8 protein-coding genes are annotated in these 24,615 nt (G+C 67.5%); 3 read left to right on the top strand and 5 right to left on the bottom strand.

Annotated features, from left to right (window positions below; translation table 11 throughout):
* The first annotated feature begins 3 nt into the window (after positions 1–3).
* Both OX958_RS16980 and OX958_RS16975 read left to right on the top strand, forming a co-directional pair.
* A complete protein-coding gene (locus tag OX958_RS16980; protein ID WP_270138810.1) occupies positions 4–7,362 on the top strand; it encodes a non-ribosomal peptide synthetase in 7,359 nt (2,452 codons plus the stop codon).
* Between the two features lie 52 nt (positions 7,363–7,414).
* Positions 7,415–9,265, top strand: coding sequence for a siderophore-interacting protein (locus tag OX958_RS16975; RefSeq protein ID WP_270138808.1), 1,851 nt, complete (start codon positions 7,415–7,417; stop codon positions 9,263–9,265).
* Between the two features lie 44 nt (positions 9,266–9,309).
* Here OX958_RS16975 and OX958_RS16970 read toward each other — a convergent pair whose 3' ends face one another.
* Genes OX958_RS16970 through OX958_RS16955 form a run of 4 tightly spaced genes read right to left on the bottom strand, consistent with a single transcriptional unit; the run spans position 9,310 to position 13,983 of the window.
* A complete protein-coding gene (locus OX958_RS16970; RefSeq protein WP_270138806.1) occupies positions 9,310–9,561 on the bottom strand; it encodes a phosphopantetheine-binding protein in 252 nt (83 codons plus the stop codon).
* Between the two features lie 56 nt (positions 9,562–9,617).
* Positions 9,618–10,475: a class I SAM-dependent methyltransferase gene (locus OX958_RS16965; RefSeq protein WP_270138804.1), complete on the bottom strand. Its 858-nt coding sequence runs from the start codon at positions 10,473–10,475 to the stop codon at positions 9,618–9,620.
* A 14-nt stretch (positions 10,476–10,489) separates the two neighbouring features.
* Positions 10,490–12,235 carry an ABC transporter ATP-binding protein gene (locus OX958_RS16960; protein WP_270138802.1) on the bottom strand — a complete coding sequence of 582 codons (1,746 nt, stop codon included), beginning with the start codon at positions 12,233–12,235 and terminating at the stop codon, positions 10,490–10,492.
* Positions 12,232–13,983 (bottom strand): ABC transporter ATP-binding protein, encoded by a 1,752-nt coding sequence (locus tag OX958_RS16955; protein WP_270138800.1) that lies wholly within the window; start codon positions 13,981–13,983, stop codon positions 12,232–12,234. Before OX958_RS16955 ends, OX958_RS16960 begins: the two co-directional genes overlap by 4 nt.
* Positions 13,984–14,082: 99 nt before the next feature.
* Here OX958_RS16955 and OX958_RS16950 point away from each other — a divergent pair, with 99 nt between their 5' ends.
* Positions 14,083–23,436: a non-ribosomal peptide synthetase gene (locus tag OX958_RS16950; RefSeq protein ID WP_270138798.1), complete on the top strand. Its 9,354-nt coding sequence runs from the start codon at positions 14,083–14,085 to the stop codon at positions 23,434–23,436.
* Here OX958_RS16950 and OX958_RS16945 read toward each other — a convergent pair.
* Positions 23,429–24,598 (bottom strand): FAD-dependent oxidoreductase, encoded by a 1,170-nt coding sequence (locus tag OX958_RS16945; protein ID WP_270139075.1) that lies wholly within the window; start codon positions 24,596–24,598, stop codon positions 23,429–23,431. The genes OX958_RS16950 and OX958_RS16945 overlap by 8 nt on opposite strands.
* Between the last annotated feature and the right edge of the window lie 17 nt (positions 24,599–24,615).

Genomic DNA, 24,615 nt, shown 5'->3' with positions numbered 1-24,615 from the left:
GAGTTGACTGCGAGCCAGCGGGGCAACTGGGTAGCACGCAGCCTTGCTCCCGAGTCCTCGGTCTTCAGCGCAGGCCAGCTGATCTGGCTGAACGGCCCGATCGACCCGGCCGCGTTCGCATCCTCGGTGAGTACCGTGTTCACCGAAGCCGACGCGCTACGGGTCCGATTCGGCGACGACGACGGAGTTCCTTTCCAGTACGTCGACTCCGCGACCACACTCCGGACAGAAATCGTGGACGCGGGCGCGGACGACGATCGGATCCGGGCGATGGCCCGCGAACAGCTCACCGGAGCTGCGGCCATCACCGCAGAGCCGACGACGTCCTCGACCCTGGTCCGTCGCAGTGACGACACCTGGGCCTGGATCCTGGTCACCAACATCCTGCTGGTGGACGGCTACAGCATCTCCCTGTTCATCCGCCGCGTCGCGGAGGTCTACTCCGCAGCGCGGAAGAGTGATCCGGTCCCGGACCGCTGGTTCGGCAGCTTGAAGAACGTCACGGCGCATGACGACTCGCACGCCGAAGAAGGTGCCGCCTACTGGAGTGGCGTCCTCGGGATCGAGAGCGCCCGCCACGAGAGCAAAGAAGATCTCTCCGGAGTCTTCGTCTCCTCGAGCCGGCCAGTTGTCGTCCCGATCCCCGACGACACCTACTCGACGGTTCAGCAGTTCGCACGCACCGCACGGGTCTCCTGGACCGACTCCCTGATCGCAGTCTGGGGCGTCTACACCGCTCTGATCGACCGGCGTGACTACGTAGCAGTCCGCGTACCTCTGATGCTGCGCGACGACCGCGAATCACTCAAAACACCCAGCGCGATCTCAAGAGCAATCCCCGTGGTCACCGAGATCAGCCCGTACCAAATCTTCAGCAACATCCTCGAAGCCGTCGCGGACCAACTGAAAACCTCGCGACGCCACACCACCGCCGAAGACCACCAGATCGCCCGATCCTGGCCGGCCGGCCAAGCCTCGTACCTCACACTCCCGACCATCAACATCAGACTCTTCGAATCAACGCCGGACTTCGGCGACTTCATCTCGGTCCCCGAAACGATCAGCACCGGCCCGGTCGGATCACTCGACCTCGCCGTGTACCGCACCCCGGAAACCGGAATCCGGCTGGAGATCTCCGCAGGCTCCGACACCAGCGACCCGCTCCTGCACGCCCAGCAGTTCAGCGACTTCCTCAACGTTGTCCTTGACGGGTCTCCGGCCCGGACCCTGCACGAACTGAGCACCGGACTTACCCCCGCTCCGTCCTGGCCGCAAGGCGAGACGCTCGAGGTTCCCCGGGCGACTGTCGACGAGCTGGTACGCCGCCGGGTGGCGGCGACCCCGGACAGGGTCGCGATCGTCGCCGAGGACGGCATCGAACTGACCTTTGGCCAGTTCGATGCGCGGGTCAACGCTCTCGCCCACCTCCTCGTTGAGCAGGGCGTGCAGGTCGGGGACCGGGTCGCGGTCGCCATGACACGCTCGGTGGACCTGGTGGTGGCGCTGGCCGGAGTGATGCGGGCAGGTGCGGCCTACGTGCCGATCGATCCGAAATACCCCGCGGAACGCATCGAACACATCCTCGACGACGCCGCGCCCGGTGTGGTCCTGACAGATCAGCACACCGCGGAGACATCTGGTCACGTCCTCCGGATCGACGAACCCGAGGTACAGGATCGCCTGGCCACCGGTGGGAGGACGGCCCCGGTCCTGACGCGGCCGTTGAACGACCTCGACGCTGCCGTCGTGATCTTCACGTCCGGAACGACGGGTAACCCCAAGGGCGTCGCGCTCTCGCATCGCGCACTGGTGAATCGCCTTACCTGGGGTCAGCAAGTGCTGAACTACGGACCAGGCGATGGAGCGCTGTCGAAAAGCGGCATCGGCTTCGTCGACGCCATGACCGAACTGTTCGGACCCATGGTCGCCGGCACCCGAACCGTCGTCCTCCCCGCGGAAACCGCCCAGGACCCGGCCGCCCTGCTCGACACGATTGCCCGCCACCGCGTCACCCACCTGCTGACCGTGCCCAGCCTCGCCGACGTCCTCGTGCGGCAAGACGGCGCACCCACGGCGCTGGCCTCGGTCCGGTACTGGATCTCGTCCGGTGAAGCACTCACAGCGGGTACCGCGAACACGATGCGATCCGCTGCGCCACAAGCAGAACTGCACAACTTCTACGGCTCCACCGAAGTCACCGGCGATGCCACAGCGGCCGTCATCATCGATGCCACCCCCATCGGTGCTCCGGTGGCGAACGCGACGGCGCGCGTGCTCGACGCGTGGCTGCGTCCGGTACCGGCTGGAGCGGCGGGAGAGCTCTACCTCGGTGGCGTGCAACTCGCGGACGGTTACGTGAACCGCGCGGCCCTGACCGCCGACCGATTCGTTGCCGACCCGTTCAGCGACAACGGCGCCCGGTTGTACCGCACCGGCGACGTGGTCCGGTGGAACCCGCAAGGCCAGCTCGAATATCTCGGCCGCAGCGACGACCAGGTCAAGATCCGCGGACACAGGATCGAGCCGGCCGAAATCCGCGCGGTCCTCGAACAGCATCCGGCAGTATCAGGTGCAGCGATCGCCGCCCTGGATCACCCGGCCGGCGGAAAGTACCTCGCCGCGTACGTCACCACGACCGGCACCGCGGATCCGGCGCTGTTCGACGCGCTTCGCGAACACCTCGCGCAGGCGCTGCCGGACTACATGATGCCCACGACGTTCATGCGCCTGGAGCGATTCCCCGTCACCCCGAACGGGAAACTCGATCGCCACGCGCTGCCGCAACCAGACCTGGCCGCCAGTGCGGGCGACGGCCGGCTGCCCGAAACCGCCACCGAGAGCACCCTCGCCGCCATCTTCCGCGACGTACTGCGGCTCGACGACACCATCGATCTCGGCGTCGACAGCGACTTCTTCCGCCTCGGCGGACATTCATTGCTGGCAACACGAGTCGTCGCACGAGCCAACGCACGACTCGGTACCGCGCTGACACTGCGCGACGTCTTCGACCACCCCCGCATCAGCCAGCTCGCCCACCTAGCCGAAAACGCCACTGCAACCGCCGGGACACGCGTCGGCGAACTACCCCGCCCCGCCGTGCTCCCCGTCTCCTACGGACAGCAAGCGCTCTGGCTGATCGATCAGCTGGGTGGGCCGGGTGGACGGTACGTGGTGCCGGTGGTGCTGCGCCTGCAGGGCGAGCTGGACCCCGATGTGCTGATCACGGCGGTACGGGACGTGGTTTCTCGCCACGAGGCGCTGCGCACGCTGTTGGTGGAGAAGGACGGCACGCTCCGGCAGGTCGTCGTACCGGCCGAGGAAGCGGCCGACCGGCTCACTCTGCTCGTCGAGGAGGTGGATGAGGCCGGCGTGGAGGAGCGGGTCAGCGCGGTGGTGCAGGCCCGGTTCGGTCTCGCGGTCGATCTCCCGATCCGGGTCGCGCTGCTACGCACGGGCGACGACGACTGGGTGTTCGTTGTCGCGGTACATCACCACGCGGTGGACGAATGGTCGTTTCCGTCGCTGCTGGGCGACCTGTCGACCGCCTATCAGGCGCGGGCCGCGGGGCAGGAGCCGGGATGGCTGCCGTTGCGGGCCCAGTACGCCGACTACGCGATCTGGCAACGCAACGTCCTGGGTACGGCGTCGGATCCGGACTCGCTGCTCTCCAAGCATCTGGACTATTGGCGTGAGGTCCTCGCGGATGCGCCCGAAGAGTCCACGATCACTCCGGACCGGGCCCGGCCGTTGGCGCCGAGCCACCGCGGTGCGGAGCTACGGTTCACCGTCGATCCAGCCGTGGCGACCGGCCTGCGACAGGTTGCGGACGAGCAGGGCGTGTCCATGTACATGACTCTGCAGGCCGCGACCGCGTTGACCGTCTCGGCACTGGGCGCCGGTGCCGACGTGGTGATCGGTTCACCGGTCGGTGGACGCACCGAGGACGGCCTGGAAGACCAGGTCGGCTACTTCGTGAACACCCTGCCGATCCGCCATCGGTTCCAGCCCGGTGACTCGATCGCCGACGTTCTGCAGAACACCAAACGAACGGTACTCGGCGGGTTCGAGCACCAGGCCGCGCCCTTCGAAGAGGTCACCCGTGCGCTGGGCACCGAGCGCTCCGTGGGCCGCAACCCCCTCTTCCAGATCATGCTCACCCACCGCGTCATCGAAGGCCGCCGCGCGGGCGGCCTGCAGCTCGGGGGTGCCAAGACGACAGCGACTCCGGCGGCGGTCGGCGCGGTCAAGACCGACCTCGACCTCGACATCTTCGATTCGCTCAACGAGCTGAGCGGGAAACTCGCTTACGCGACCGACCTGTTCGACGACGCCACTGCTGACCGATTCGTTGCCGTCCTCAAGTCGGTGCTCGAGGCAATCGCTGCCGGTCCAGAGGCGCGGGTCGGTGATCTGAACCTGTTGCCTGCAGCGGAGTTGCAACAGCTCGAAACCTGGTCGCGCGGTGAGACGCCCGCCGTTCCCGGGGCGACTCTTGACGAGTTGCTACGCCGGCAGGTCGCCGCGACTCCGGACTTGGTCGCGCTCATCGCTGATGACGGCACTGAACTCACCTACAGCGCGACTGACGCGCGGGTCAACGCGCTCGCCCACCTTCTCGTTGCGGACGGAGTGAGGGTCGGGGACCGGGTCGCGGTCGCACTTCCGCGCTCGACCGAACTGGTGGTCGCTTTGGCGGCAGTGATCCGTGCCGGGGCGGCGTACGTGCCGATCGACCCCGACTATCCCGCCGAACGCGTCAAGCACATCCTGGCGGACGCCGAGCCACGTGCCGTGATCACCGACCGACAAACCGCCGACGACATTCGGCGTCATGTGCGCAGCGAAGACACCGTGCGCGTTCTTTGCATCGACGACGAATCCGTGCAGCACCACCTCGATGCCGGCGTGATCGACCCACCGCAGTACTCGCGTCCGTTGCTCCCGGCGGACGCCGCGTACGTGATCTTCACTTCCGGCACGACCGGGCGCCCCAAAGGCGTTCAGATCGACCACCAGGCAATAGTCAACCGACTCTGGTGGATGCGTGAGGTCTACCGCATCGGTACGCCGGACCGGGTGCTGTTGAAGACCCCGTTCACGTTCGACGTGTCGGTCTGGGAGTTCTTCCTGCCGCTGGTTACCGGCGCGGCGGTGGTCGTGGCGCAGGACGGCGGACACAAGGATCCCCAATATCTACTCGAAGTGATCGATCGTCGCGCGGTCACGGTCACTCACTTCGTGCCGTCGATGCTGCAGGCTTTCCTCACCTCGACCCCGGACCCGAAGTCGGTGGCTTCGGTACGACGGGTGTTCTGCTCTGGCGAGGCGTTGCCCGTGGTGGCCGCGTCCGGCGCCGTCGCGCTGTTCGAGAACGCGGAGGTGCACAACCTCTACGGGCCGACTGAAGCTGCCGTGGATGTCACCGCTCACCCGGTGGTTCAGGCCGAGCTCGTAGATGCGGCAGGCGTGCCGATCGGTGTTCCGGTGGCAAATACGACGACGCGTGTTCTTGATGCCTGGTTGCGTCCGGTGCCGGTCGGTGTGGCGGGTGAGCTTTATCTAGGTGGGGTGCAGCTCGCGGACGGGTATGTGGCTCGCGCGGGCCTGACCGCCGGACGCTTCGTAGCTGACCCGTTCAGCGAAGACGGCGCACGGCTGTATCGCACCGGCGATGTGGTGCAGTGGAACTCCCAAGGGCAGTTGGAGTACCTCGGCCGCAGCGACGACCAGGTGAAGATCCGCGGTCACCGGATCGAGCCCGCCGAAATCCAGGCCGTCCTCGAACAGCATCCAGAGGTATCGGGTGCGGCGATCGTCGCTGTGGAGCACCCGGCCGGCGGGCAGTACCTCGCCGCCTACGTCACCACAACCAGCACTGAGGACGCGGTGCTGTTCGACGCGCTCCGCGAGCATCTCGCGCAGTCGCTGCCGGACTACATGGTGCCGGCCACGTTCACGCGCCTGGACCGATTCCCCGTGACGGCGAACGGGAAACTGGATCGCCGCGCGTTGCCGCAACCGGACCTGGCAGCAGCCGCGGCCAACGGCCGGGCACCGGAAACCGGCACCGAGATCACCCTCGCCGGCATCTTCCGCGACGTGCTCCACCTCGCCGACGACACCGACCTGGGCGTCGACACCGACTTCTTCCGCATCGGTGGCGACAGCATTTCCGCGGCACGTCTCGTTGCCTACGCTCGTGAGCACCAGTTGCCGTTCAAGCTGTCCGAGGTGTTCGTGGGGCGCACTATCGGCGCCCTCGCCGCGCTGCTCGCACCGTCGATGCCCGACCCCATTTCGGCCGAGCCGGTTCTTGTTCCCACGTCTGCTGCCCTCGAACGCTTGCGCGAGGTGGACACCGCCCCCGATGAGTACGTCTTCACCGAGCTCGTCAGCCTGCCTGCGCAGTCGACGAGCGAATCGGTGGAATCGGCCTTCCGCTCGCTCGTCGCTGACACGGACGCGCTTCGCCTGTCGGTTGACGCGACCAGCCGACGGCTCTGGTTCACCTATCTCCTGCCCGCAGAGTCGGTCCAGCCCCAGATCGTGGAGACGAAAGGGACCGTTGACGCGATCAGGTCGGCCGCCGTTGAGCTCGTCGACCTCTCGGCCGGCCGCCCGGCGGCCTTCGCCTACACACACAACGCCGAACAGACGGTTGCAGTGCTCGCCGTCCACGCGGGAATTGTCGACCGGGCCTCGCTGCACCGGCTGGCGGAGGCACTTCAGCATTCGGTGTCCGGCGGAGCAGAAGTGTCCCGCCCACAAGCGCTCGTCCCTGCACTCGAAGCCATCGAGGCAGCCGGCGATGCGGTCGCAACGGACGGCCTGGATCGATGGAAGGGCCTGCTCGCCGGAGCGCAGACGATCGACGGACTCGCCTTTGCCGCCGGCACCGCCTCGGTCCTCCACTGGGACAGCTCCCCTGCTGACGACGTCGTCCGCAAGGCCATCCGCAACGCGCTCCAGGCAACGGGAATTGCACGACTGATCGGCGGCGTAGTCGACGAAGATGTCCCGCTGATTCCCGAGATCACCACGCTGCCTGCCGGTCCGTTCACCGCGGCCGCCACCGTCGCTCTCGACGAGACCGAGCCGACCAGAACCGCCGAGCTGGCTTTGCTGCGCTACCACAACAAGGCCGGTCGCAGAGCGTTGCGGCGGGTACCCACTCCCGCGGTGCTCCTCACGCGGACCTATGGGCCGGACAGCGGACCACCCACCCCCGAGGGCACCGAGCAGCTGTACCGCGCGGTGATCCGCTATCACCTCGCCCCGGACACGACGACGATCACTTTCCTCGGCTTCCCGGACCAGGCGGTCACTGAGCTGCGAGGAGCTCTGACAGGCGGAGGTCATTAGGTTAGGCAATGCTAAGGTTCTGTGGTTCTGACCCGCCCGATGAGGAGTTGCCGTGCCGCGTCGCGCCCGCCCCACCGTCGTACACACCATCGTCCTGCGGGAGCTGGAGGTGGCGCGGGTTGTCGATGTCACGCCCGGGATGCGCCGGGTGACTCTGACCGGCGATCAGCTGGGATCGTTCACCGGCAGCGACGGTACGACGTTCCCCGAATTCGCCAGCCACGGTTTCGACGACAGCGTCCGGTTGATCTTCCCGTACCCCGGCGAGAGCGAGCCGGTGCTCCCGGTTTACAAGGACGGAAAGTACAGGTGGCCGGCCGACCCGCCGGCGCTGTGGCGGGTCTACACGGTACGCCGCTACGACCCGCAGACCCGCGAGCTCGACATCGATTTCGTGAAACACGGCGTGGGTGTCGCTACGACGTGGGCGTACCGGGCGAAGCCCGGCGATCGCCTGCACGTCGGCGGACCGTCGGTCTCGGACGGGTGGCCTGAAGGTTACGACCGGTTCCTCGTTGCCGGTGACGACACGGCCGTCCCCGCGATCGACCGGCTGCTGAAGGAACTGCCCGGCGAAGCGCAGGCCGAGGTCTACATCGAGGTCGCTGAGGAGTCGCACCGGATCGATCTCCCAGCACGCCCCGGTGTCGAGGTGACCTGGATCGTGCGGCACGGACAGGCAGCGGGCACTGAGCCGTTGCTGCTGCGGGCAGTGCGCGAGGCCGGCCGGCGAGAGGGCTCGATCTTCGCCTGGCTCGCCGGGGAACAGGCCGTGGTCCGTGATCTGCGGCGGTATCTTGTCGAGGAGCGCGGTGTCGACAAGGCCGACATCGACTTCACCGGCTACTGGCGGCGCGCGGAGGTTGTCGCGTCGGACGCCGACCCCGCCATGCCGGACCTCGAGCGCAACGACGAGGCCTTCGAGAAGTTCCATCAGATGTCGGAGTTGCTGCCAACGCTGGCTGTTCGGGCGGCGGCGAACCTCGGGATCGCCGACTGCATCAGCCGCGGAGTGCGCACCGTACCCGCGCTCGCACGGCACACCGGAGCGAACGAACGCTCGCTGGCGAAGTTCCTGCGGTACCTGCAGGCGATCGAACTCCTGGAACTGGACGGCGACGAGTACAAGCTCAGTGAGACCGGCGAGTTCCTGACCGACGAGTCCGTCCTCGATCACCTGGTGTCGGGCGGGGTCGAGTTCCGGATGTCGCAGGCCTTCCACGGCCTCGAAGCGGCGGTCCGCGACGATCGTCCGGTGCTGGGGTCGGTGACCGGAACCGACTGGGACGGCCTCCGCGGCGATCTGACCTTCGAGCACAAGCGTCTGGAGAACAAGTCCCGGTTCGCGCGGGTGCTCGCCGATCCGCTCGCGAAGTCAGCCGTGCTCGACGGCGTCGGCGAGGTGGTCGTGCACGGACCTGGTGCAGGGGTCCACGCCGACTACCTCACGGCGGGCCATCCGGACGCGAGGGTGACCATCGTGGCGCTCCCCACCGCGGCGGACTGGTTCCGCAGGGACATTCCGATCAGCATCGCGGACGCGACCAGACGTGACCGGATCCGGATCGTCGAGCAGTCGGTGTTCGAGCAGACCGAACCGGCGGACGCCGTACTGATCATCGACACGCTCGGGCAGTACCGCGACGCGGAGGCGAGGCTCGTTCTTCAGCGGGCCGCCGCGAGCCTGAGCCCCGGTGGCCGGGTACTGCTGGTGGAGGACACCTTCGATCCCGGCGAGCTGGACGAACACGACGCAGAGCGCGACCTCCTGCAGCTGGCGCTGCACGGCTCCGGATATCGCACCAAGGACGAACTCGAGGCCGTCGTCGCCGATGCCGGACTGACCGTCATCGCGACGTCGCTGGTGGGCTGGGGCAACACGTTGCGAGTGCTGGCACCGTGAACTGAGGCGGTAGGCCCACGGCGCCGAGCACGTCTACCGCACGGTCAGGAAGCCACTTCTTCGCCGGCCTGGAGCTTCTCCAGGACCTCGATCCAGTGCCCCAGGCGCGAGTCCTCGGCCAGGGTGATGAAGTCGATCCCGGCCACTCCCGCGGTGCGCCACCGCTCCACCAGATCCATCAGCCGCACCGAATCCATCCCCTGGTCGCGGAGGCTCAACTCGTAGTCGATCGCCGCGGGCTCGAGGTACAACACGTCGGCGACGTCGGCGATCACTTGCTCAGTGCTCAGTCTCATCAGAACTCCTCGTCCATTGCTTGGCCAGCCTGTCTTCGATGGTTCCCGTCGCTGGGTCACACGGTGGCGATCAGCACTTCCTCGCCGCTGTAGGGCCGCAGGCCGTCGGTCCGGCCCGCGAAGTAGCGATCGGCCAGGCCGGCCGCGGAGACGTGTTCGGCGTCCGCGAAGCCTGCCTGCCGTGCCAGTTCGATCATCCGGCCGGGCGTGTAGAAGCCGATGAAAGGCGTGCCGGACCGCCGGGCACCCTCTCTGGAGGCGCGCCGAATCGGTACGTCCTCGGGCAGCAGATCCTCGAGCGGAAGGAAGAACGTGACGATCAGCGACGAGCCGGCCGGCAGGCTCGCCACCCGCTCGAGGGTCGCCGTCGTGGCCTGTTCGGTCAGGTACATGGTGACGCCCAGCCAGGACACCACCGCGGGACGCGCGGGATCGAATCCCGCTGCCTGCAGTCGATCCCACCAGTCGTCGTTCGCTTCGAAATCGACCGGAACCAGGCGCAACCACTCGGGGATGTCGTAGCCGAGTTCGATCAACCGGCTCCGCTTCCAGCCCTGCGTCTCCGGCTGGTCGATCTCGAAGACGGTCATGGTCGAGCCCGCGGCGGGATGACGCTGGGCGTAGGTGTCCAGGCCCGCACCCAGAATCACGTACTGATCCACGCCGCGGCTCGCGGCCTCCGCCACCAGGTCCTCGGTCAGCCGCGCCCGGCCGACGATCGTGGCTCGCTTTCCCCGCGAGTCACCGGGGACCATGTCTCCGCGCTCGCGCCAGCCGTCGCCGTCCTGCGCCAGCCGGGCACCCAGCACGTCCTCGAGGACATGCGGTGGCTCGTCCACCTGGGTGTGCAAGGCGCGCCACAGCGCGGTCCGTACCGCCGTGTTGTCCGGCGTGCCGACAACGTTTCCCGTCATGACCGAGTCCTTCCTCACTTGTTGTTCATGCTCCGTCCGGCCTCCCACGCGCTCCACAGCCCGCCGTACACGCCACCAGCGGCGACCAGCTCGTCATGTGTTCCGCTCTCGATGATCCGGCCGTGCTCCATGACGACGATCCGGTCACAGGTCGCGGCCTGGGAAAGGCGATGCGCGATCACCAACCCGGTCCGCCCACGCAGGACCGCATCGGCGGCGCGGTCCAGCAGCCCGGCATGGGTGGAGCCGGCCTCGGCGGTCGCCTCGTCCAGGATCGCCAGTTCAGGGTCCGCGAGCAGTAGCCGGACGAGGGCGAGCTGTTGAGCCTGTGCATCGGTGAGCGAATGTCCGCCGGTGCCGATCATCGTGTCGAGAGCGTCCGGCAGCAGGTCGAGCAGACCGGCTGCCCCGGTGGCGTCCAGCGCCGCGTGGATGTCGTCGTCGGTCGCACTGGGGGCGGCGAGCGTGAGATTGTCCCGCAGACTGCCGGCGAACACGTGCGTCTCTTGGGTGATCAACGTCGTACGGACGGGCTGGGTCACCGTCCCCGCGTCGGGTCGATGGATGCCGGCGATGACGGCGGCAAGCGTCGTCTTGCCGGCCCCGGAGGCGCCGACCACAGCGATGCGCTGACCACTGGGGATGTCGAGGGTGAGGTTGTCGAACAGACGAGGGCCGTCGCCGTAGCCGAAGGCGACGTCGTTCAGCCGCACGGCGATGTCCGCGTCCGCTGTCGCGGCCGGCTCGCCCGCTTCCTCCGGGATGGTGGTGACCCCGATCATCCGGCTCAGCGATGCCAGGGCCGACTGGAGGTCGTCGATGACGAACACCAGTTCGTTGAGCGGGCCGAGCAGGCGCAGGACGAGCAGCATCGCGGCGGTGGCGCCACCGACGGTGGACGCGTCCGCCTCGATCAAAACGAAACCGACGACGAGCACGGTGGCCAGGCTCAGACATTCGCCGAAGTTCAGCCGGATGCTGAGCATGACCTGCACGGCGCGCGCGCGGAGCGTCCACACCGCGACTCCCCAGGACGCGGCCATCACGCTGTGGTGCCGCTGCTCGGTCAGCCCGAGCCCGAGCACGGTGGCGTGGCCGCGCTGGGACTCGAGGATCTGCTGCGCCCGGGCGCTCATCGCCGCTCGTTCGGCGCCGTACACCCGCGGACCGATGCGGAGGTACCAGCGCATGACGAGTACGTAGACAGGCAGTACGACGGCGAACGCGGCGGCGTACGGCCACTCCAGCGCCGCGAGCCCGCCCAGCGACACGATGATGGTGAACGCGGTGACGGTGAGCGCGGGGATGACCGCGGGGGCGGCATCGGCGACGGCGGTGACGTCGTCGCTGGTCCGGGAGATCAGATCCCCGGTCCCGGCGCGCTCGACGAGATGCTGCGGGAGCGTCATGGCGCGGCCCACGAGCTGTTCGCGCAACGCGGCGAGGATGGTGTGGTAGACGCGAGTGGCAAGCACGATCGTCACCGCGGTACCGGCCGCGCCGAGAATTGCCGAGAGTGCCATGACCGCCGTGACCGTCAGTACGGTGCCGAGGTCAGCGGTACCTGCCTGCACTCGGTCGACGAGGAACCCGACGATCAGTGGCGGGATCACGTTGACGCCGGTGCTGACGATCCCGAGCGCTCCGACAGTGAGGAGCCGGAGCCTGTGCCCGCGGCTGAGTCGCCAGACCTCCCTGGCCGTCTCTCTGCCACCCGCGACCGGCAGTGCGTGCTCGGTTGCCAAAGATGTCCCGCTCACAGCGTTGTCCCTGCGGGCGCCAGTGCGTCCTCGAGCAGGTCGATGACGCGGTCGCAGCTGCCCAGCAAGGCGGGCGACGAAGTGATCAGCAGGGTGGAGCGGCCTGCGCGAACGTCGCGCAGGCGCTCCGCGATCGTGTGCTCGGTGACCGAGTCGACAGCCGTGGTCGGGTCGTGCAGCACGAGCACCGGCGCGTCGCTCGCCAGGGCGCGGGCGAGCGCAAGTCGCTGAAGCTGGCCGCCGGAGAGGCGGTTGCCGTCCTCGCCGACCGGGAGGTCGAGATCGGCAGCGAAATCGCCGCAGGCCGCGGCTCGCACCGCAGCTGCAACCAGCTCGGGTGTGGCCGCGGTGGCAGTGAGATTGTCGCGGATCGTCCCACTGAACAGCATGACCCGGTGCGGCGTGACTATGACCCGGGAGCGGTAGTCCTGCGCAGTCAGCTCCCCCGCAGCGATTCCGTTCAGCCGCACCGCCACCTCGCCGCCGCGCCCACGCGGATCCAGCACCGCCTCCGCGAGGCGGGCAGCGGTCAGGTCGTCGGCGCGCACACCCACGAGCTCGCCGGGCTCCACCCGGATCGTCGCGCTGGGCGTGGACACCTCCAGCACCGGTAGCTGCGGAATCTCCTGCCTGGTCGCGTCGACAGGCTCGGGCGCCACGCCGGCGTCGATCTTCAGGACATCGAGGACCCGCGCGGACGAGGCGCGGGATCCGGCGAGGTTGGGAATCGAATCGTTCGCGATCGACTGGATCTGCGGCAGCAGTGCCTGAGCGAGGCCGACGGCGGCGATCAGCTCGCCGATGCTCAGCTGCCCATCCACCGCGAACCAGCCCGCGAGCCCCATCACCGCGGCAACGAAGATGCCGGTGACGACGCCGGAGCCCATCAGAAATCTGCCCAGCAGTCCCGCGTTGCGCTTGGCGCCGACGAGCGTCTCCTGGCTGGCCTGCCGGTACCTTCTGGTCGCCTCGGTCTCGGCACGGATGCCCTTGACCACTCGATATCCGGCCACGACATCAGTGGCCAGTCCGACGGTGGAGGCCAGCAGTCCCTGGTACTCCCGGGTGTCCCGGGACACCCTCTCACTGAGCATGCCCATCGACCACACGGCCACCGGTGCTCCCACCAGCACCGCCAGCCCGAGCAGCCAATGCGTCGTCAGCAGTGAGACGGCGATGAATGCGATGGTCACGATTCTCGCGATCGGCATGATCACGAGCTGAACCCCGTTGGCCAGGCGGGCGACGTCGTTGGTCATCACCGAGACGACGCCTCCGTCCGGCGCGTGGGCGCCGCCGACCGGATGCAGTACGCCGATCGAGAGGGTGCTTCGGAGGCGGTGCTGCAGCAGCTGCACCGCATACGCGGTCAGTTGGGTGGCGAACTTCGCCGCCACCGTCAAGCCGACGTACAAGGACACCAGTGCGCCGATCCACAGCACCAACTGCCCCACGTCCCCGGTTGCCAGGGCTCGGTCGATCGCGACGCCCATCACCACCGGGACCGCTGCCTCGCCCACCTGCCAGACGGTCGCCGCCAGTGCCGCAGGAACGGTGATTCTCCGCGCCGACAGGATCACGTGCATCAGGAATCGTCCGGCGGTGGTCCCCGGGGCGGCCTCGAACGGCTGCACCTCGGGCGGCTCGGTGGGCGCCTGCCAGAACACAGGTGACCGACGGGTCGAACGTCCGCGGCCCCACCCGGTCGGGTCGGAGGCTCGGTGGGGTGGTGAGATGGGCGGCGGCACGTTGAAAGGTTAGCCTAACCTTCATTAAAGTTGCTCGACCGGGTCTCAAGAGAAGTGGGTGTACGCGTGGAGTTGACTGCGAGCCAGCGAGGTAACTGGGTGGCACGGAGCCTTGCTCCTGAGTCTTCGGTGTTCTGCGCGGGTCAGCTGATCTGGCTGGACGGCCTGATCGATCCCGCTTCGTTCGCCTCCTCGGTCAGTGCCGCCTTCTCCGAGACCGATGCGCTGCGGGTCCGTTTCGGCGACGAGGACGGCGTTCCCCTCCAGTACGTCGACACCGCGACCACCCTTCCGACCGAGATCCTGGACGCCGGTCACGGCGACGATCAGATCCGGGTCATCGCCCGCGAACGACTCACCGCAGCACCAGAACCGGCCACATCCTCGACCCTGGTCCGTCGCGAGGACGGTAGCTGGGCCTGGATTTTGGTGACCGACATCCTGCTCGTCGACGGCTACAGCATCTCGCTGTTCATCCGCCGCGTCGCCGAGATCCACTCGGCCACACAAGCCGGCGATCCGGTCCCGGACCGCTGGTTCGGCAGCCTGGAAGACGTCACGGCCCACGGCGACTCCGGCACCGAAGAAGATGCCACCTACTGGAGCAGCATCCTCGCGGTCGAAAGCGCCGGGCACGAAAGCGTGGAAGACCTTTCCGAGGTCTTCGTGTCCTCGAGCCGGCCAGTAGCGGTCCCGGTCCCCGACGACACCTATTCCAGGGTTCAGCAGTTCGCTCGCACCGCGCGGGTCTCCTGGACCGACTCCCTGATCGCAGTCTGGGGCGTCTACACCGCTCTGATCGACCGGCGTGACTACGTAGCAGTCCGCGTACCTCTGATGCTGCGCGACGACCGCGAATCACTCAAAACACCCAGCGCAATCTCAAGAGCAATCCCCGTGGTCACCCAGATCAGCCCGTACCAAACCTTCGGCAACATCCTCGAAGCCGTCGCGAACCAACTGAAAACCTCGCGACGCCACACCACCGCCGAAGACCACCAGATCGCCCGATCCTGGCCGGCCGGCCAAGCCTCCTACCTCACACTCCCGACCATCAACATCAGACTCTTCGAATCAGCGCCCCGCCTGGGGGACAGTGAAACGATCAGCACCGGCCCGGTCGGATCACTCGACCTCGCGATCTACCGCGACCCCGACTCCGGCATCCGGCTGGAAGTGTCCGCAGGTTCCGCCACCGGCGATCCGCTCCTCCACGCCGAACAGTTCAGCCGCTTCCTCGACGCCGTCCTCGACGGGTCCGGCGCCCAGACCTTGCACACGTTGAGTACAGGTCTCACATCGGCCGCCGACGGCCCGGATCCGGCGTGGGCACGGGGCACGGTGCTCGATGTCGCACCGGCGACGGTGAATGAGTTGGTACGCCGGCGGGTGGCGGCGAGTCCGGACGTGGTCGCGGTCGTCGCCGCGGACGGCGCCGAACTCACGTACGGCGAGTTCGATGCGCGGGTCAACGCGCTGGCCCATCTCCTGGTCGAGGACGGTGTGCGGGTCGGGGACCGGGTCGCGGTCGCCATGACCCGCTCGATCGACCTGGTGGTAGCACTGACCGCAGTACTGCGGGCCGGAGCAGCCTACGTACCCATCGACCCGGCGTACCCCGCCGAACGCATCGAACACATCCTCGGCGACGCCGCACCCCGTGTGGTGATCACAGACCAGCACCTGACCGAACTGCAGCCACGTCTGGCCACCGCTGAAAAGACGGCCCCGGTTCTGGCCCGGCCGTTGAACGACCTCGACGCTGCCGTCGTGATCTTCACGTCCGGGACGACAGGCACCCCGAAGGGCGTCGCTGTTTCGCATCGTGCACTGGTGAATCGCCTCGTGTGGGGCCAGCGAGTGCTGGACTACCAGCCGGACGATGTGGCGTTGTCGAAGAGCGGCGTCGGATTCGTCGATGCCGTGACCGAGTTGTTCGGGCCGTTGATCGCCGGCGCCCGGATCGTCGTGGTGCCCGCGGAGACCGCACAGGATCCGGCCGCCCTGCTGGCCACGGTCGCCCGGCACCGCGTCACACATCTGCTGACCGTGCCGAGCCTGGCCGACGTTCTGATCCGACACGATGACGCACCCGCGGCGTTGACCTCGGTACGGCACTGGATCTCGTCTGGCGAAGCACTCGGCCAGAGCACCACGGACGCCCTGCGAATCGCCGCACCACAAGCAGAACTCCACAACTTCTACGGCTCCACCGAAGTCACCGGCGACGGCACGACCGCCAAGAACACCTCGATCGGCGTCCCGGTCGCGAACACCACTGCGCATGTTCTTGATGCCTGGTTGCGTCCGGTGCCGGTCGGTGTCGCGGGAGAGCTCTATCTCGGTGGGGTGCAGCTTGCGGATGGGTATGCGGCTCGCGCGGGCCTGACTTCCAGCCGTTTCGTAGCTGACCCGTTCAGTGACGACGGCGCACGGCTCTATCGCACCGGCGACGTAGTGCAGTGGAACTCCCAAGGGCAGTTGGAGTACCTCGGCCGCAGCGACGACCAGGTGAAGATCCGCGGCTACCGGATCGAGCCCGCCGAAGTCCGCGCGGTCCTGGAGCAACACCCAGAGGTCACGGGTGCAGCCATCGCCACCTTCGACCACCCCGCCGGCGGGCAGTACCTCGCCGCCTATGTCACCACGAACAGCATCGAGGATCCGGCGCTGTTCGACACTCTCCGCGGGCACCTCGCACAGTCGCTGCCGGACTACATGGTCCCCGCCACGTTCACACGCCTGGACCGATTCCCGGTCACCCCCAACGGAAAACTGGACCGCCGCGCGTTGCCGCAACCAGATCTGACGTCAGGCGCAGCCGACAGCCGGGCACCGGAGACCGACACCGAGATCGCACTCGCTGCCATCTTCCGCGACGTGCTCCACCTCGCCGACGACACCGACCTCGGCGTCGACAGCGACTTCTTCCGCCTGGGTGGACACTCGCTGCTGGCCGCACGAGTGGTCGCACACGCCAACGCACTGCCTGGCATCGCGCTGACCCTTCGCGACGTCTTCGACCACCCCCGCATCAGTGAACTCGCCCGGATCGCCGACAACTCCACCGCTACCGTCGCAGCACCCGGATCACGAATCGGCGATCTACCACGCCCAGTCGCCGTACCGGTCTCCTACGGGCAACAAGCACTCTGGTTCACCGAGCAGATCGCGGGGCGTTCGATCTACCGGACCGAGATCGTGCTGCAGGCAGGCGCGCAGCTCGAGCTGGATGCTCTGACAACGGCGGTCCGCCGGGTAGTCGCTCGGCACGAGATCCTGCGCACGATCCTCGTGCCGGACGAGGAGACCTCATCACTGCGCCAGGTCGTCTGCGCCGAACCCGACGACGACACCAAGGTCCTTGAGGTCGAACACGTCGGTGCCGAGCCGCTCAACGACAAGATCGCTCAGGTCGCCGCCCTGCCACTCGACTTCACCTCCGAGTTCGGGCTGAAGTTCCATCTGCTGCGGCATGCCGACGGCGATGTGCTCATCGCGTACGGGCATCACCTCGTGACCGATGCGGACTCCTTCGGGGTTCTTGTTCACGAACTGAACAAGTTCTACCTCGAAGCGACTACCGGCAGTTCCACCGAGATCGCACCCCTGCCGCTCCAGTACGCCGACTTCGCGGTCTGGCAGCGCCACGTGCTGGGAGACCGGAAGGACCCGGAGTCCCGCTACCAGTCCGACCTGCGGTACTGGCAGGACACGCTGTCCGACCTCCCGACGGAAACCGTCCTCCCCCTCGACCAGCCACGGGACCGAACCGAAGAACGAACCATCCGGCCGGCAACCACCTCCCTCACCAGCGATGAGACAGCCACCGTCGACGAACTACTGGTCGAGCACAAGGCGACACCGCTACAAGCGTTGATCGCGGCCTTCTCCCTGGCCCTCTGGGACGAAGGGGCAGGCGACACCGTCCCCATCGGCACCCCAGCCAGTCTGCGCGACCAGCCCGAGTTGCAGGACCTGATCGGCTACTTCGTGAACACCGTCGTGGTGCGCGCCGACATCGACGCCGACGCCGGATTCGCGCAGACGCTGCTCCGTTGCCGCGATCGCCTGCTCGAAGCCGCCGACCACAAACTCGTTCCGTTCGAGCACGTCGTCGAGGCGGTGAACCCGCCGCGGCGGTTCGGAGTCAGTCCGCTGTTCCAGGTGATGGCCGCCTACGTGGATCGCGGTGGAAACTCGGGTGCGGTGCCGCCGCTCACCAACTACGCCTCGACCACCGCGGACGGCCCGCTGGCATCTCAGCCCGCGCTGTTCGATCTCGTGTCGAGTATCGAGAGGCTCGACAGCGGCGCCTTCGGGATGAATCTGAACGCGGCCCGCGAACTGTTCTCGGCGGAAACCACTGCACGACTGTTGCGGAACACCGCGCGCTTCCTGGCGCTCGGTTCGCGGCACCCGGAGCTCACGGTCAAGCAACTCGCCCAGATCGTTCATGCCGGCGACGGAGGCCGGCTCACAGCGATCAGCGACGTCCGTGACGTACGCCGCTTCCAGTTGCCGCTCGAGGATTTCGACATCAGCACGGCTCCGCTCTGGCGGGCGGCGATCGACCACGTCGATCACGCCCTTTCGGGAGCAGGTCTCGCGTTGCGATTGGCGGTTCCCGACAGCGGCGCCGGTGAACTGGTCGCCGAGACCGGCAATCCTGAGCTGCTGGACGCGGTCAGCGAGAAGCTCACCGACCTGGTCACCGCCTATCAGGCAAACATTCCGATGGTCGTCGCCGCGGCTCCTCGAGCCGCGGCTGAGTACAGTGACGACGAACTGACGGCTGTCCTCGACGATCCGTTCTGGGAGGACTGGGTCGATCAGCTCGCTGATGCGCCCGCCACCGTGCTGCGGCAGCGAGGCGACGCGGTAGCTTCCGCAGCGTCGAGTGTCACCGCCGGACGGGCAGCCTCCGCCGTGGACGACACTCCCGTGCGGTCCGTTGTGCTGACAGCCGTGACCAAGGCCTTGGCCGAGATCGCTGAAGGTGCTCTGCTGGTGGAGCTCCACGAGTCCGACGGTCCCCTGACGACACGTCGATTCCCCGTGCTGCTCGATGATGGAGACGTCGTCGGACTGAGCCCGGAGCGAGCCGCCGAGTACGCCGCGCTGGCCGGACACCCCCGGTTCAGCCGCTTCTTCGACGAGCTTCCGATTCCGCGGATCCGCGTAGGCGTGTTCCGTAGCCAAGCGAGGTTGGTCACCGAGCCCGCTGCGGGTGCCGGCGTACCGGAGGACGGAGTCGGCATCCACGTCCTCGTCGCGGGTCGTCATCCCGACGATTACGTCGTCCGCGTCTGGGTCGAGTCGGCACCCACTGTCGACGTCGACCCGAAGGCGCTGGCCGCCGCCATCTCCGAAGAGATCGGCGGAGCCGGAATCCCGGTCCCCCACCAGGAGCGCCGAGCTGCGTTCACCCTGCGCCGCGCGGACCGGGTCACCTTGACTCCCGCCGAAGAAGAGTCCCTTCGGGTCCGCTACGGGCACGACGTCCAGATCCTTCCGCTGGGCCCGTTGCAACGCGGATTGTTCTACCACCTCCTGCGGTCCCAGGAATCTGACGACCACAACACCTACGTCTCGCAGATCACCCGGCAGATCGCGGGAGATCTCGATCCGGGGCGGATGACGGCTGCCATCGCCGGCGCGATGGAGAGGTACCCCAACCTCCAGGCGGCGTTCGTCCCGCCCGGGGACGTACAGGTGGTCCCGTCCGGCGTCGAGGTCCCGGTGCGGGTGATCCGATCGGACGAGTGGGAACACCGCGGGATCGACGTGGAGCAGTTCCTGGCGGCCGAGCGAGGGGAGCCGTTCGACTTCGAGGTCCCGCCGCTGATCCGATTCACCTTGCTCGAACACGACCATCAGGCGTGGACGTTGGTGATGAGTTTCGAGCACATCCTGCTGGATGGCTGGTCCATCAACGCGCTCCTCGCCGAGATCCTCAGCATCTACGGTGACGACGGGTACGTCGACCGGGTGCGACCGGCCTCCTTCCGCTCCTACCTGGACTGGGTCGACGAACAGGATCCCGCTGCCGCCTATCGCGCCTGGGACGGCTACCTCGCGGAACTGCCCGGCCCGACGTTGCTGTGCCCGGACTTCGTCGACGTCGGTGACGCGCAGGGCGAGACCGGTGAACTTCACCTCGATCTCAGCCCGGCAGAAGCCATGCTGGTGTTCGACACCGCCCGAGCTGCCAAGGTCACGGTGGGGACCTTGCTGCAGACCGCGTGGGGCATCGCGCTCAGCCGGCTCACCGGCACCAACGACGTGGTCTTCGGCAACACGGTTTCCGGTCGGCCGCCGGCGTTGCCCGACGCCGACCGAATCATCGGCTTGATGTTCAACACCGTTCCGATGCGGGTGAACCTGCCCCCGTTCGAGACGAATCGGCAGCTGCTCGCCCGGGTCCAGTCCGAGCAGTTGCTCGTCATCGACCATCCGCAGGCCACTCTGACGCAGATCCAGACCAACGCGGGCATGCCTGTTCTGTTCGACACGCTGTTCGTGGTGCAGAACGTGCCACTCGGCAAGACTTCCGGGCAGGACACCGCCGGGCTGCAGGTCGTCGGCGCAAAGGTCGATGACGCGACGCACTACCCAGTGACGTTCGCGGTCGACCCGGAGGAACACGACGGAGCAGCCACCGTGCACGTGCGCCTGTCGTACCGCCGGGACGTTTTCGATGCCCCGGCCGCGGAGCTGCTGCTCGAACGCTACGTGCAGGTGCTCGTTTCGCTCACTCGCCGGCTTGATGAGCCCGTTGGTACGTTGTCCGCCCTGCTGGCGGACGAGACCGACCCGCACACGGGGATCGCCGCTGATCTTCACCGCGCTGTCGAACCGGTCACGGTCGGCGAACTGCTGGAACGGCAGGTGCGGCTGTCCGGATCGGAGACCGCGTTGGTCGCCGGAGATCGCGCGTTCACCTTCGCGGAGTTCTTCGCCGAAGTGAATCGCTACGCCCGCCTTCTCCTCGAAGAGGGAGTGGGCCCGGAGCATCGGGTCGCCCTGCTGTTGCCGCGGGACGAGCGCACCGTCATCGCGATGTTCGCGGTGTTCGCCATCGGAGCCGCCTACGTCCCGGTGGACAGTGAACTGCCGGACGAACGAATCGGCTACATGATCGAGATCGCCGAACCGACCGTCACTCTGGTGACCGACCGCGACGTGGATCGGCTCACCGGAGCCATCGGCGCGGTGGTCAACCTGGACTCCGCGCCGACGCTGGATCGCCTCGCGCGGAAGGCCACCGATCCGGTCACGGCAGCGGAACGAGGCGGGCTGATCTCGCTCGACAACCTCGCCTACATCATCTTCACCTCGGGAACCACCGGACGGCCCAAGGGCGTCGCCGTCGGCTACCGCGGTCTGACGAACATGTACTTCAACCACGTCGAGAAGATCTTCGACCGGGTGGTGGACCACCAGCGTGGGCGCCGGATGAAGATCGCGCACACGACGTCCTTCTCCTTCGACGCCTCCTGGGAGCAACTGTTCTGGCTGCTGAACGGGCACGAGGTGCACGTCATCGACGAGGAGATGCGCCGCGACCATCAGCGGCTGCTGGCGCACTACGACGAGGTGTGTATGGACGGGTTCGACGTGACGCCGTCGTACGGGCAGCTGCTGGTCGAAGAAGGGCTACTCGATCGGGACCGGCCGGCCGGCCGGTCCGTGTCCTCCGACGCGGCCGGTGTCGTCTTCGTCTCCCTCGGTGGCGAGGCCGTCCCCGACCGGCTGTGGCAACAGCTGCGCGGCGCACCCGGAGTCGAGTCGTACAACCTCTACGGACCGACCGAGTACACGATCAACGCCCTCGGTGCCGATCTGGCCGACAGCGCCACCTCGAGTGTCGGAACGCCGATCTTCAACACTCGGGCCTACATCCTCGACGAGAACCTGCAACCTGCCCTTCCCGGTGTCGCGGGCGAGCTGTACCTCGCCGGCGACGGCACCGCGCGCGGATACTGGGGCCGGTCCGCGCTGACCGCCGAACGTTTTGTCGCCTGCCCGTGGGAACCGGCGGAACGCATGTATCGCACCGGCGATCTCGCCCGCTGGAACGACGACGGGATGATCGACTACCTCGGTCGCGCCGACGAGCAGATCAAGATTCGCGGTTATCGCATCGAACCGGACGAGATCCGCGACGTGGTGCAGGAGTTCCCCGCGATCACGCGGGCCGAAGTGGTCGCCGTCGAGCACTCGACGGGCCTGCAGCTGGCGGCCTACTACAGCACGAACACGGACGCTGACGTCACTGAGCCGTTGCGGAGCCATCTGGCCAAGTACCTGCCTGACTACATGGTTCCGGCCGCCCTCGTCGTGGTGGATTCCTTCCCGCTCACTCCGACCGGGAAGCTGGATCGCCGAGCGTTGCCGCCCGCCGACGTAGCCGCAGCCGGAGTCGGCACCGGCCGCGCACTCGAGTCGGCTACGGAGCTGGCGTTGGCCGCGATCTTCCGTGAGGTGCTCGACCTCGACGAGGGCCTGGTCCTGGGTGCTGCCAGCGACTTCTTCCGGCTGGGCGGGCACTCGCTCGCGGCGATGCGGCTTGCCTCGAGAATGAACCGCACGTTCCCCGTCAACACAGCGATGCGGGACGTCATCACCGCTTCGACGATCGGGGAACTCGGTACGGTCGTCGACACGAAGCTGCAGCAGGATGCAGGTGCTGCTGCCGGGATCTCCGCGATCGCGAACCGATTCGTGCAGTCCCTCAACGGCCGCAACCTGTTCTGCGCGCACCCGAAGTTCGGCGGCTCCTCCATGTACTCGGAGTTGTCGCGATACCTCCCGCACGGTGTCGGGCTGGTCGGGATCGACGATCCGGCGATCGTCGGCCTGGACCTCGAGTTCGATGATCTGGAAGAGCTCTCATCGGCTTATGCCGATGTCGTGCAGGGGCTGCAGCCGGCCGGACCGTACGAACTGCTGGGTTGGTCGTACGGCGCGCACATCATGTTCGCCGTGGCGCGCCAGCTCCTTTCCCGAGGGGAGCGGGTCGAGACCCTGGTGATCGTGGATGCCATGCCTGCCGGTGCGGAGAACTCGACGGAGCGTCTCGAACGCCCGGGTTCTGCCGAGTCGATGCGGGACGAGATGCGGAAGGCGTTCGGCGAGGAGGCGTTCACCGAGTTGCTTGCCGACAGCAAGCAGTTGCAGGCGGTCGAGACGGCCGGACTTCGTTGTGATGTCATGACGTCTGCTCCGACCCGGGGCAGTCTCGACGTCGAGACGCTGGTGATCGCGTCCTCCGCGACTCATGAGCCCCGCGTGGCGGAGCTGGGTCGTGAGGATGCGCTGGGTTGGGAGGGCTACCTGACCAACTACTCCTTCTTCGTCGCTGAAGACGAAGACCACCAGTCCATCGTCGAGCCCGCTTCCGGTCTCCCGAAATGGGGCCCGCGACTGGCGAAGGTGCTGGTCAGATGATGGCGGCGGCGTCCTGCAGGCTGTCGAACAGGGCGGCGCGGCGCATGTAGGCGCGAGCGGTGTCGAGATTCTCCGCGGTACGGCGCAGTTCGTCGAAGTTGCGACGCCGTACCGCGGGATCGCGCTCCTCCAGCAGCCGCTTGTTGGCGATCGTCTGGGCCTGCACATAGTTGACCGCGGCATGGCGGCGCTGGCGGCTGTACAGGTCGAGCAGGTCGTCGCCGGCCTCCCCGGCGATCACCTTCGCGAGCTTCTCCGTCAGGTTGACGGCGTCATGGATGCCGCCGTTCATCCCCATCCCGCCGATCGGGTTGTTGACGTGCGCGCTGTCGCCGGCGAGCAGGATGCGCCCCTGCCGGAAGGTCGCGGCCACGCGCTGATTGACTCCGTAGACGTTGCGGTACTCGACGTCGTACGGGCCGGCCTTGGGGAAGAACTTCTGGAGCCGCTGCTCGACGCGCGCCGGCGACAGCGCGGTGGCGTCGTCCTCGTCGTGGCCGATCGGCAGGATCACCCGCCAGAGCCCCTCGGGCGCTTCCCCGGGCACCTTGAACACGTTGGCCCACTCGTCGGGGTCGGAGAAGTAGTTGCGTAGCGACAGATCCGGCTTGACGGTCAGGAAGTCGAAGCTGGTCGCGATCTTGATGAACCGCTCCGGATAGGTGAATCCCTCGAACTCGATGCCGGCGAGCTTGCGCACCGTCGATCGGCCACCGTCGCAGCCGACGACATAGGCCGCCGGAAGGCGTTCCGTGCCCGCGGGTGAGGTGTACTCCACCTCGATCCCGCCGGCGGTCTCGGTCAGACCGGTCAGCGTGTGGGAGAACCGCACGTCGAAGTCGGGGTCTCCCCCGTACTCCGCCGCGATGGCAGCCGTCAGCTTGTACTGCTCGTACTGCAGTACGTACGGGAACCGGATCTCGTGCTCCAGCCGGCCGAGATCGAACTCCGCCACGACCTCTCCGGTCGGCCGGTCGTGGAAGCGATAGGTGCTCGAGAGCAGGCTGTGCGCCCGGATCTTCTCGGTCACGCCCAGGTCGTCGAGCATCTCCAGGGTGCTCGGATGGATGGTCGCCGCGCGCTGGTCCCGCACCGGCGCCGGCTCCGTCTCGAAGACGGTCACCGGAACACCCCGCCGATTCAGTGCCAGCGCGCAGATCATTCCGACGGGGCCCGCGC

It is taken from the genome of Kribbella sp. CA-293567 (assembly GCF_027627575.1).
GTDB lineage: Bacteria > Actinomycetota > Actinomycetes > Propionibacteriales > Kribbellaceae > Kribbella.
The sequence above is the reverse complement of the archived record's forward strand: the minus strand, read 5'-3'. Positions and strand labels throughout refer to the sequence as shown.

Coding starts and splice junctions, on each gene's coding strand:
- OX958_RS16970 (WP_270138806.1), bottom strand. CDS start 9,561: ATGAGACTGAGCACTGAGCAAGTGATCGCCGACGTCGCCGACGTGTTG.
- OX958_RS16965 (WP_270138804.1), bottom strand. CDS start 10,475: ATGACGGGAAACGTTGTCGGCACGCCGGACAACACGGCGGTACGGACC.
- OX958_RS16945 (WP_270139075.1), bottom strand. CDS start 24,598: ATGATCTGCGCGCTGGCACTGAATCGGCGGGGTGTTCCGGTGACCGTC.